The organism is Psychrobacter sp. 16-MNA-CIBAN-0192 (genome assembly GCF_040309565.1).
In the GTDB taxonomy this organism is placed as follows: domain Bacteria; phylum Pseudomonadota; class Gammaproteobacteria; order Pseudomonadales; family Moraxellaceae; genus Psychrobacter.
In genome coordinates this window covers 88,110-100,529 of record NZ_JBEOOX010000010.1, presented here as the reverse complement: position 1 = coordinate 100,529, position 12,420 = coordinate 88,110, and the positions used below count along the sequence as shown (strand labels likewise).

At 38.9% G+C, this 12,420-nt stretch carries 9 protein-coding genes; 1 reads left to right on the top strand and 8 read right to left on the bottom strand.

The genetic code is table 11. The annotated features are described in order from the left end of the window. Window positions 1-433 precede the first annotated feature (433 nt). From AAEY78_RS09275 to AAEY78_RS09255, 5 genes are all read right to left on the bottom strand, one after another. The gene (locus tag AAEY78_RS09275) at window positions 434-1,417 is read right to left on the bottom strand and encodes a hypothetical protein (RefSeq protein WP_352339064.1); all 984 of its coding nucleotides are present in this window, start codon (window positions 1,415-1,417) and stop codon (window positions 434-436) included. A gap of 669 nt (window positions 1,418-2,086) precedes the next feature. Next, window positions 2,087-3,142 (bottom strand): Fic family protein, encoded by a 1,056-nt coding sequence (locus AAEY78_RS09270; RefSeq protein WP_352339063.1) that lies wholly within the window; start codon window positions 3,140-3,142, stop codon window positions 2,087-2,089. A 233-nt stretch (window positions 3,143-3,375) separates the two neighbouring features. Then, the gene (locus AAEY78_RS09265) at window positions 3,376-3,969 is read right to left on the bottom strand and encodes a hypothetical protein (protein WP_352339062.1); all 594 of its coding nucleotides are present in this window, start codon (window positions 3,967-3,969) and stop codon (window positions 3,376-3,378) included. Then, entirely contained in the window at window positions 3,950-4,846 is an 897-nt protein-coding gene (locus tag AAEY78_RS09260) for a DUF1376 domain-containing protein (protein ID WP_352339061.1), read from the bottom strand. The genes AAEY78_RS09265 and AAEY78_RS09260 overlap by 20 nt, the downstream gene beginning before the upstream one ends. After that, window positions 4,830-5,186 carry a hypothetical protein gene (locus AAEY78_RS09255; RefSeq protein WP_352339060.1) on the bottom strand — a complete coding sequence of 119 codons (357 nt, stop codon included), beginning with the start codon at window positions 5,184-5,186 and terminating at the stop codon, window positions 4,830-4,832. Before AAEY78_RS09255 ends, AAEY78_RS09260 begins: the two co-directional genes overlap by 17 nt. A gap of 138 nt (window positions 5,187-5,324) precedes the next feature. Here AAEY78_RS09255 and AAEY78_RS09250 point away from each other — a divergent pair, with 138 nt between their 5' ends. Then, on the top strand, window positions 5,325-5,975 hold the full coding sequence (locus tag AAEY78_RS09250) for a S24 family peptidase (protein ID WP_352339059.1): 651 nt from the start codon (window positions 5,325-5,327) through the stop codon (window positions 5,973-5,975). 29 nt (window positions 5,976-6,004) lie between these two features. Here AAEY78_RS09250 and AAEY78_RS09245 read toward each other — a convergent pair whose 3' ends face one another. From AAEY78_RS09245 to AAEY78_RS09235, 3 genes are read right to left on the bottom strand one after another with little or no spacing between them, the layout of a single operon-like run. Then, on the bottom strand, window positions 6,005-9,361 hold the full coding sequence (locus AAEY78_RS09245) for a site-specific integrase (RefSeq protein ID WP_352339058.1): 3,357 nt from the start codon (window positions 9,359-9,361) through the stop codon (window positions 6,005-6,007). An 11-nt stretch (window positions 9,362-9,372) separates the two neighbouring features. Further along, the gene (locus AAEY78_RS09240) at window positions 9,373-11,709 is read right to left on the bottom strand and encodes a hypothetical protein (protein ID WP_352339057.1); all 2,337 of its coding nucleotides are present in this window, start codon (window positions 11,707-11,709) and stop codon (window positions 9,373-9,375) included. After that, entirely contained in the window at window positions 11,696-12,229 is a 534-nt protein-coding gene (locus tag AAEY78_RS09235; RefSeq protein WP_352339056.1) for a hypothetical protein, read from the bottom strand. Before AAEY78_RS09235 ends, AAEY78_RS09240 begins: the two co-directional genes overlap by 14 nt. Window positions 12,230-12,420: the final 191 nt, after the last annotated feature.

The window sequence follows — 12,420 nt, the reverse complement described above, 5'->3', positions numbered from 1 at the left end:
CGCCTAACGCAAGTAAGATAGGTAATAGTGTGGCAGTTTTCAATGCTTGTCCTTCATAATTTATCAATATTGTTTAATAAGCAATTCAGAGCAGCGTGTCATTACTCGCCTATCTACTACCTCAAATAAAACTATTTTTCTCAAAAATTGTTAATAATTCGTTCAAACTCCGTGTGACTTTTTAAGCCAGCATAGAGAAATCAATCTCCACCGTTAACGCTTCATGATTATAAGCATCAATGAAACTAGATAGTATAAATGCTTTACCATCTTTTAGGGCATCGCAGCTTTAGAAAAAACCAATATCTACAAGCGAAGGTAGTTGATCTGTCGCCTTATATTTTCTGATCAGACGTGAGCTCTATATCGGTAATTATACAGGTCTTAGTACTCTTATATTTTTCCATGTAAATATGCTTTTATATTTATGAATTTACATTTTCATCATATAATCCCAATGAACATATTCAAGTGCACTATTCTTACCTTGATTGAAATAAAGATCGTTAAAATTCAAACTGCATGATTTAATTCCTACATTAGGAGGCTGTTGATTAGCTTCTTTACTGATCAAACGTGCTCTATAACAAGCTGCGTCATGATCAAAAATCTTGACTGCATCCGAAGATGTAAGACTAGAGTCATTACTCATTATTAGGTTTACAACAGCATCTCTTGCACCTATATCTGCTTTAGCTGCTATATAGGCATTACCTAAGTGTATACATTTACTAAAGAATTTAGATACGAGCTCTTCTCTATAAGCTAAATCATCCAATTTTTGTTTAGTGTGTGGCGTCTGAGTAGGCATACCAAATAAGCTAGCCATTTCATTAGGAATACCATTATCTATTATGCCCGACTCAGGAAGTGACTCAATATAGTCAACTATAGAGCAGGTTATGCAATTTACCCAATTAATAGCTGAGTCGTCGAATTTACCAGCAAGATAAGCAAATTCTGCTAAGGTCTTAAATAAATCAGAACTAGGGTCATCTAATAGTTCACAGTATTGTTTTAAAAGAATATACGCTTGGTTATATTCGCCTTTTAGTTTTAGATCTATCGCTGAACTGTACATCTGCAATATATGGGTAGATTCGTCCATACCTATCTCTAGCTTATCAAGATTAACTTCTGGAGTTAGTGCCTGTTCTTCATGAATTACCTTATCAAGTTTAATTTCTGGAATTAGCGCTTGTTCCTCATCAATGTTAATCTGCTCTTTCGTTTCGTCAATAATGCTCGAATCTTTTTTGCTAAATAGCAGAATAACAACACCTATAGCAACTATTCCAACTAGGAGCAAAAATATTGCTCCTTTGTGATCCCAGACCCAACCTAAAAACATAAATAAAAGCCACAAAAATATTAATCCCAAAACAAAAGTAGCAATTTTCTCGAAAACAGCCTTCATAAACACGCCTTGTTATTTAATATAATGAAAATCAGCTAAATCAATTTCTTCTACAAATGATGAGAAAGCTTATACTTGCTGTATGAAGCCGACACTATATATAGAAACAGCTTATTTATATATCAATATTTGCGCGTGTTGAGGAAGCTGTGTAAGCTCTATTCTGAGCATATACAACAACACTGGGAAGGTTCAATAGAATATGTTTTGAACAACCTTAGATTTTTCAACCAGTACACTGTGAAGTACACTACGATTATCCAAAAAACTCAGATTACTGGTATCACTTGCCTACAGCCAAAGATTCAAATCCTAACTAGAGAACCATATTCTTAGACTGTTTTAAAAATATCTTTTTGGGTATGCCCCACCAAGACCATTCATAGAACCCAAAAAACTAATTTAAAGACCATTCAAACAAGACTACTACAATAGAACTGCTCATACTAGACTTATTCAGATAAAGCATTAAGCACTTCTTGTCCTGAACTCATTATCATTGTATCTGTTGTACACTTTCAATTGATTTTAGAATACTCAATCACTCTGCAAAAAAATTCTGAAAGTAATATATAAGATTAATCTCTTAATTTGATATAGAAGCGTAAACTGCCATCTGCATTATAAACCGCCATAAGTCTTTTGAAGACTAATGTATTGAAATATGCATTAGATTGCTTCTATCTCATAACTGGTACTACGCCCTGAAGACTCAGACTTTTTAAGTATGCCCTTCTCAATCAAATCATTGATATCTCGTAGTGCGGTATCGATAGAACACTTGGTCATGGTTGCCCATTTTTTCGTGGTCAGCTTGCCATAAAAATCAGTGAGTAAAGTATTGAGCATAGTGACCTGCCAGGTATTTAAGGCATGCTGTCGATGTCTCTGCCAAAAATTAGCTTTATTGACGATGGTATTTGTGGTGGTTTGAACCGCAATCAGGGCTTGCTCTAGCGTTTGTAAAAACCAGACCAGCCAATCTGTGATATCCGTATCCCCTTTTTGGGTGCGCTCCAGTACTTTATAGTAATCGTTGCGCTGCTTTAGAATTTGCGCTGACATACTGTAAAAGCGTTGAGTACTGTCATCGCTTTGAGCCAGCACTCTTTCGGTAATGGCATGAGTCAATCGCCCATTGCCATCATCAAAGGGATGGATCGTCACAAACCATAAATGCGCGATGCCGGCTTTGATGACCAAATCTATATAATCCTGCTGATATGGCGGTGTATTAAACCAAGATAGAAACTGCTCTAACTCATCAAATAACCTATCAACACTAGGCGCAACAAAGTGAACCTGCTCACGACCATAACCACCAGAGACCACTTGCATCGGTCCTTGGCTGTCATCGCGGACACTGCCTGCTTTGATACGATAAAGCCCACTATAGCCGTCTGGAAATAACGCCCTATGCCACCCTAATAAATCATCCAATAATAAGGGTTGCTGATAGTGATAAGTGGCGTTGAGCATCATCTCTACCACCGCATCAATTTCACGGGTTGCTGTTGGCATAAACCTATTATCTATCCCTAAATGTCGGGCGACAGACGACCGTACTTGCTCATTATTTAATGCCTCACCCTCAATTTCTGAGGTTTTAACAACTTCTAAAGTGACCGCATCTAATTGCGCCTCGACATTCAGATCAAACCCTAGCGTTTGCAGCTTACCCAGCAAACGTCCTTGTAAGAGGCGCACACGACTGACGAGTGGCAACTTTTTTTATCTGACCACTGCCACTCGGTCCAAGTTGGATGTTCATGGATATAGGTCACGTATTTCATATTTTTCTCAGTAAATGCAGAGAGTAAAGTCTTAATCCCCTTATATTATGCAGAGAAAAACCAAATAAGACAATAAATCAGCTTGAAGAATAAGATTGCAGATATAGCAGGACAATTATTATTTTATCTCATTAGGTTTCATATAACTTCACTCAGAAATTAAAACTAAGCTTTAATCCTATGCTTTCTTCTAAACTTATCCAAAAACGCATCAACACTAGCCGCCATCGGACTATCATCAGCCATCGGTATATGCTTGTGCGTGATTTGTCTGGACTGTGGCATGGCAAAGTCAGTGCCAGTTGTATGCTCGTAACACACTTTAGGATATTGCTGCTGCCAGCGTTTATACGTGACCGTTTCAGGCTTACTTTTTAGATCCCAAAATCCTACTCGACGCGCGGTTTCATATACCACGGCATGGTTATACTTTTGATTCACTGCGGCATCCGTATATGCTTGGTGCATATCCGGATAACACGGATTATTTACTGGTGCTAATGCTAGTAAATCACGGGCTGAGCTTGGTGGCCATTCCTCGAATAATGAACGCTCTTTAGCCTGTTGCCATTGCTCAGCGGTGGGTTGCATATACAGAATTACTTTTGCCCACAATGCTGCCTTTTGAACAGGATAGTTTTTGACAGGTGCTTTATTGCCAAAGTTTAGTTGCCATTCTCCAAACAGTCTTACTATCTCTTTGGTTAACTGACGTAGCCTCTGTTCATTGTCATAATTTTCAGCCTCGATCCATGGCATCAAAATAGCTGTCGACTTCATCATTACTGCGTTCGATGTAGCTGAGTGCACTGTCAAACGCATTTGGCTGACCGCTATCGGCTTTGTGGATGATTTTTTCATGTGGCTGTCCTTTTATTTTTGTATTGACGAGTTGGTATTGGCGATCATTAGTAATCCATGTCACGAGCACGTCACGTCGTCTATCATCAGTCAAAATGGGATTGTTTTTGAGTTCTTGTTCGGCATAATAGGTTTTGAATTTACTGATATGATTCTTATAGGTTCCAGAGTCTAATATGGATGCTGATGTGTGCTCACTTTTAAGTAATGCGTTTATCTCATCTAATGTTGGTGCTCGCCATTGTTTGATAGAAACAATACTTAAACTGCTGCTCATCTGAGAGAGAGAATCTTTATTAGATAATGATGAAGATAACGATAACGGGCATTGCTCAAGCATGCTATTAGTATTGCTTATGCATTGCTTAGACGATGCTTGATTATTGATTGTATTGTTCTCAACTTTGCTAGTGTCACTACCCTCTTTATCCCAACGAGCTTCGGCCGCTTTTTTACCACGCTCCGATTTCATTTTGCGATTTTTAGTTGCTGTCTCTTTTTTATCATCGAGATAACGACTAAATAATATATCGTCATCACTCTCAAAAATTTGAATACTCAAAAGCAGGGTAATAAAGGTTTTGCTTTTCGCATGTGACAGACCAGTAATAGCGGCAATGATTTTGTAATCATGTGGTATCACACCGTTTTTCCAATAATCCATCATTAATAAATAAAAGGCCCCTATTTGTTCAGTACTAAGGCGCGTGGTCATGGCCAACATTTCACCAATATAAACTGGTAGCCAAATGCCAACATCATCTGATTGATTCATCACTTCCTCCTTGATGAATCATTTGCGTCATAAAAAAATCGTCCGCACTATCAAAACGATCAAAGCTGTCTTTGGCCAGATGAAATAAGATGTCAATTTTGTGACGGTCGTAGCACTGCATATGACTGGGTACTACCTTTAGATCACATATCGCCAGTATTGCTGCAAACTGCACGAGACGACTGTCTGTCTGGCTACTGTCCAACCAACGACCAATGGTTGTGGTGTCAACATTAATGTATTGCGCCAGATGACAGCGCTTGTAAGCTGCAGCACCTTGCAAGATATGGGCTTGAATACTGCATGAGTATGCAAGCTGCTCTTTGGATAATGAATGCACAACGCCTCCAATATGGCTTAAATATTAATAAATAATAACAAACGATCATCATAATAACGTTATTACGATATTTTAACAACGCTAAAACGTTATAAATTTTTACCATAATGAGCGATAAGTAACGTTAAGAGACAAGCTATGCTAGATACAGTAGGTGAGAGGCTTAAAAAAGCACGTAAGTATGCAGGGATGACGCAAGTCGAGCTCGCTAAAGCAGTAGGAGCAAAACAAGGAGCAATATCAGACTTGGAGAACGGACGCAACCACAGTTCAACTAAGCTGGTGCAAATGGCAGTATGTACAGGTGTAGATGCGGAATGGCTGTCTACGGGCAAAGGAGAGATGATAAGTAAAGCAAAAAACAATTTATCTCATTCAAAAAACAATAATGTGATTATGTGCCCTATTTATAATTTTGAACAAACAAAAAAAGTTATCAGTAACGATAAGGTTGATAGCATTCTTTTTGAGCCCATTGTCAAACAAGCTAATGAAAACGCTTACTGGCTTATTTTAGACGACCTCAGCATGCAGCCCACCTTTATGGAAAGCCACTTAGTGCTTATTAATCCAGCGCTCACGCCTGAGCCGGGCGACTATGTGATTGCTATGGATGATGCTGAGCAGGTGTTATTTAGAAAATGGCGGGATTGTGGTTTTGATGAAAAGACGGGTCAACACCACACTCAGTTAATCGCTTATAATTCTGACTATCCAACTATAGATAGTAGGTTCGCTTCTTTTACAATCTACGGCGTCGCAACTGAGCATAGAGTTAAGCTAAAATAACTGTTATGGCGGCATAACAGTTAATATATTTACGGTGTACTCTTTGGCAGCTCTTTTATAATGGATAAGCCGTCATCTGTAATAAGCATCATATGTACAAACAAGCGAAGTAATGGCGAGAACTTCCATTGGGTTTTATTGCGTACAGACTTCCTATCATCTGGTGTGGCTATGCCGATATTGATGGTGTTTACATCGGCTTTGCTGATACATCGCATATTGTGGATGTCAATTAAATCAGCGTAGGGCTGGATTAAGATGTGACCGACAACCAGCCAGTTTTTAGCCGGTAGCAGCTGCTTGATAATAGCTATAAAACGTTGTAACGCTTGCGGCTCTTTGTTTGAAAAGGGCATAAATGCTCTGCTGCTAGACAGACGTTGTTGGCATATCGTCATAAACCATTGCCAGTCGTCCATTGAGGTGTGGCGCAATTGCTGGGCACTGTTTTGTAGTGAAGAAAGCAGCCTAAAGTCGCTTTGATATTGAATACTTAGCGGACTAATACCAGTAGCTTTGACAAAGCGAGGTTTACCATGTGTGGACATTATCGCGGCAACTTGTTGCGCTCGCTCAATGAGTATTTGCGCATTATACAAGTCAATATTGGTTGTGATTGCTGCTTGCTTTAGCGCTACACCTTCATCAATTTGTCGTAGCAACGACCAAACACGGTTCAATCCATAGCGCATAAATAAGCTATCAGATAGCGCCGGTGGCTCAATCAAAGGCGAAGTATCATCTATAAAAAACTGCGGTGAGGCGCGCTTATTATGAAAAATACTGCGCGACAATAATGCGCGAATACTGGGCAAACTCACGTCACCACTTTCAATTACAGCTTGGTTTTGTTTGAGCCGTTTATTATCAAAACCAGTAATATTGTTTATAACGCGGCTTGGCAGCTTGATATCAGCAACGCTTAGCGCATAGGTTGCCATCAATATTGCGACATGATTGTAGTATTCAAAACTGCGTTGAGGCGATAGATGTCCAATCACTCCCGATAAAGCATACCAACGATCTTGCGCGTTGATATGCTCACCAACCAAACCTGACTTAATACGGTAAATATCTTGCGCGTCATAATCGGTCAATGCCTCAACCAAATCGAGGTGACCATGTAGTACCAATGATAAATTACTGACTGCCGTATGCCGAAATGCATGGAAGGTATAACTAATCGTAACTTCATTTCCTGAAATATCTTGCAAAATACGCCGCAGTAATTGTAATGGCACATGATCATCAACTGGACTTTGTGCAGAGGATAAGGTAAATATAAAGTTATTGGGATTTGTGCCTATATTGCTTTGCACATACCTCACAAAAAACGCCAGCTCTTTGGGCTTTAATAGTGCAAAAATAAAAATGCGACGATTGCTACTAGCGTTTTTTAAGCTGCGATAGCTATTGTTGCGAACCACCACCGACGGCGTGGGTTCATCGAGCCCTTCTATATCGATATATCTGAGCCCGAGCAGCTCTTTTTTGCGCATACCGGTGCGATAGACTAGAATAAACATCAGTGCAAACATTTCACGCTCTAAAATATCCACCCCATTTAATATTTGCGTGATAATAGCGTCATATACCGGTGGCGATACTAGCTCAGAACGAACACGCCGACCACTCTTCTCATATGAAATCACTACAGCAGGAAAATCATAATTGACACAAGAAAAATTGTGCAAACGCTGTAACAGCTTGGCAGAATAAGAAATATCAGTATTACCACGAGCGACAGTTTTGTACTCTAAAATATCCTCATAGAGCATCTCAAACTCTTCTTCATCCCAGTTATCAATAGACTGACCCATCGTAAAATATAGCCATTCATAGCCGATACTTTTGACGTACTGTAATATAGAGGAGTTTTTTGGCGCTTTGGTTGGTTTGTCTTGTAAGAGCATCAATACCCAATCTAAAAATACCTGTTCGCTGACTGTTGTGTATTGCTGACACCGCTTTTTGATTCTCTCAATCAGCGTAGGCGGTGTGTGTTTTAGCTTTTTTTTCTTAAGACTTTCTACCAGCTTAAAATCTTTTGTAATAGCAGTAATCAGGTCTGAGCACCGTACTTTCTTACCGTGCTTACTCTGAGTGACTATGACTGTTTGCGGTTTTTTGGGTGCATTAATAGAAAGATTTAAGACTTCATCTAAATCATAAGTGCTAGCGGTATTTTTATAAACTGGGTTCAAAAATTGCTCAAAGCTATTTTTAGTCAGTCCTGCGGTATTTTGTCTACCACATAGCACTGCCACTGAAGCTTGATCGATATCAGCGCCATCTAGCATCTCCCAATAGTAACTGGCGTAAGACAACAGCTGGGTAAAGGTGAGCATAGGCAAACCAAGTGGCTCTGCCACTATCGCTAAGGTGCTCATCAGATATTTTTCAGCGCTTTTTTGTGGCGGTTGTGAGAACATCTCATTGCTATTTTCTTCACCATTTTGCTGATGATAGCGTATCAGCCAGCATTGACTCACCATATCAACAATAATTTGCTGTGTATTGTAGAGCTTATTACTGTTAGCATCGCGCTCATTACCATAATGTTTTTGTTCAAAGCGTGGCGCTACCAATATTCGCTGATTGATAAAAGGCTGATACTCTTTATTTAATAGAGCCCTAAACCAACCCTCCAACATCTGCTTGTCATTAATACCGCCATAAATAACGCCTGAAAACAGCAGCCAGCCTAAAATTTCGTCAGGGCTATAATCGATCGTTTGCTGCCAGTGGTCGTGTACAGCACGCACAAGTTTATTGACTTGCTTACCTCGTGTCACCCAATCAGCATTAATAATGAGTGAGTTTGATTTTGTAGGGAATGAGATGACAATATTAGGATAATAGTGCTCAATGAGCATGAAGTGCTTATTTTGATGGTCAATAAAGCGGTTGATGACTCGATATCCCTGTTGGACTAGCTTTTGTGTTCGACAGGTCTGCGCAATGATATCGTTCACATAAAGCTGGAACTCACTGTAACCTTGTGAATTCAATGGTTGTATCTGTTGATATAAATCCTGCTCAAATTGTTGCAAAGCCTGATCCCATCTCAGCCATCGCTCATCAATAACTATGCTGCGATAGCTGACCTTGATGGGTAAAAAAGAATGCTTATTGAATAAGTATGCCTTGCGTTGGTATTTTTTAGTAAGTTTTAGCTTATTCAGATTATCAGGATACGCTTGGCGCAACTGCTCCCATTTGGTTTGTAAAGTAGCAAATAATATAATCTCACGCCGCCTCGCCTCGCCGCTTTTATCAATGACTTCAGGGTAAGGGACATACTGCTTTTTTCTGCCATTAAATTTTGCTAAACCATTAATAATTTTAGGCAGCTCTATATTATCTATGAGTTTGGTAGATTTCATGACAGCGCCTTTTATCTATTTATAGTTATTTTATCTAAGCCAAGCCTAACCGAAATTTGCTCAAACGCCCTACTAACACTTTTTATCTGAGATTTACTTAACGAGGAAAAGCGCCCCAAGCCTTCTTGACGGGCTTTTTCATGACCAATCACAGCATTGATAAGCACCATATCAACCTCCATTTTCTCAAGCTGCGTGCGCACAAAATGACGCGTCCAATAAGGATTGGCATCGATAATTTGTTTGGTCATCTGATAGGCATCGCCACGTTTGATAATGGTTAAGGCGTCAAAATTTTCTGATAGCAATCTCAGTAGCGCCACATCATTACCCAAGCCAATCTCATCAATAGTCGCGCTAATCTCATGTTTTAGCAGATTGTTTAGCTGATAATCAACCAAGTAGTTTCTATAAGCTGTCAAACAATTCAACAGCGTGGGACATAATGGTATCAGCCTATGGTTCTGTACCTGCTTGCTCGGTTTGTCATTTATAACAAGCCAACCCATCTCAAGGTCAATATCACTCATATTGCCAATACCATTGTTTGGTCGTACACCAGTTAATAGACAAAATATAAACCAAACAAAAATACTGGTTCGATTAAAACGTGTATTTGCATCCACACTCTCATTAGCCCAAGCTTCCAAATTAGTCACTATTTCACGTACATAATCAGGCGTGAGCGCAGACCCTGAACCTACGCTATATTTATGCCAAGCGGTGATATAAGACACATCGAAATTATCGGCAATATTAAGAACACTTAACGCTGATTTATAATGAGCAAAAATATCTTCACTGCGGTGACTACTGTAGTACATAGCTGGCGCGTGCGGTGCTGGCGTGCGGCAAATAATATCCGCAATATGGCTATGACTGCCTGATGTATATCGAGAGAGGATGACATGTAATGCTGTTTCAATACGTTTTACTGACAGATACGGCAGTCCAATCGTGGCACGTAAATGAGTTAGATAATCCTGAATATCCTCGTTAAAGGGTAAGTCATATTCTAGTATGGTCTCGATAAGCCCTTGAGGCACTGGAATTTTAATCATATCAAACTGATTTTCGTGTTTACTATCGTCGAATGCCGCCACTCGTTTAGTGATTCCAAGTGAATGCTCGATGTAGCTGCGGTTAACCCCGATAATGAAAATCCTGGGGTGTCCAATATATCCTGATGTCAATAAAGAATTCACCGGTAATGCTGTAATCATAGACAGCAACAACACATTGGCGCAGGTGCGATGTAGGGTATTGGATGAGGATTGAGTGTCTTCGGCAAGCGCTGAAAACACTGCCTGATAGCTTGATTTCGGAAGTACACGAATATTTGAATTCAGCGCTAAATCCCGCTGTGAGATATGATTTTGCTGTAGTGATAAGTCTATATGTTGTAGTGGTACAGAGGTAAATGGTTTGATTGAGGGTTCGGTTAAATTCTCGTAGCTAAAAAATGGTGCTTCGTAGTGATCAATACTCTCTTCAAAGCTTGTTGTAAGCCCTTCATAGCTTTCAGTCAGTGGTGTATAAAATCGATGCTGGATGGGTGGTTCTTTATTATACAACCCATAATCATTTTCTTCCCAATAACTGCTCTCGTCATTCTTTTGTTGCCAGAAATACTTTTCTGCAAGATTAATCGGTTTAATGTGCTTAGCTGGTTTTATTTTTATAAATTTTTTAAAATAATGAGCGTATTGATAGGCTGCTATGATTTTACTGATTTGACTAATCAACGGCGTGATTTGTGCTTCTTTTTTAATATTACTCTCAAGTTCACGCTCTAATGGTTCTAAAATACCTTTTAATGATGAGAGTATATGAGCAATGTTCATCTCTGGATTATCAGCCAGCTCATTCCAAATCCATGTGCGCTTAGGAGACTCTGAAAACTGCGCCAGTTTAAACTGCATGAGTATATTGTTGGTATGGGTTTTTTTATTATGATGTATAAGCACAACGGCAGTATGCATACTAATCGCTAACCATAGTAATTTTTGCTGTAAACACTGTTTTTGATGCTTAACTGCTATGTCTTGCATCAGAATAAGCAGCTGCATGATAAGCGGCTTTTTTGCAAGCGCTGATTTGCTAATTTTCATATCGTAGTATGAAACTGGTCGGGTTCTTAACGTCTGGATGACAACTTCAAGTACCACTTGTATGTTATCAGCACTGTGATAACCATTATGTATGGCAGTAACAATGTCAGATATAGCATTTAGAGCATTCTCACGGTTTTCAAATCGCACGTCATTCTTTAGCCCATTGATGATGCGTATGATGTGTTTCTTATCAAAGGGTGCTCGCAGGTCATACTGAGATTTAAGATTCGGCATTTTCTGCGCCCTTCTTGCAACGCTTATAATAGGTTTGCTCATGGATTTTAATAAGCTTACAAAACGTAGCGGCGGCAAAGATATTCTTACCAAACATCTGCTGTTTCATTTCTAGCGTTAAACATCTATCTAACTGTTCATAAATTGATTTAATATCCAATTTTTTCTGATGTTTGGCTATTATTTCAATCAATTCGTAGAACAAGCTTTGAATGCAGAACTCTTCTTTATTGATTGATACTATCATGAGCTTTTGGCTGAGTAGTTGTTGGTCTATTTTTTCTTTGCAGGCACCTTTTAAAAGACAAATAAGCTCAACATTATTGACCAGCTGTATGTTTTTGTCAGTTTTTATATACAGAGTGAGTCTGGCTAGACTGGCCTTTTGGTGAATAGTTAAAATTTTTGCTGGTTTTATATATGGGCGAATATTTTTTATATAAATTTCACATAGCTTTACGATATCTGGAAAAACAACGACAAATCGCTTTCGTAATTCTGTAATAGAAACACTATCCATTTTATAATCCTTTAATTTATTTTTAACCTCCACTCACACTACATAATTTATCTAACAAATGTAAGGTATAAGAAAACTAACACGACAGCTAGTGACGTAATTGGATTGTAAGTAAATATTTTGAATAATTAATCTTAGTCTGATGTTTTTTATAACACTTTAAAATCTGGATATGAAAAAACCTGCTAATT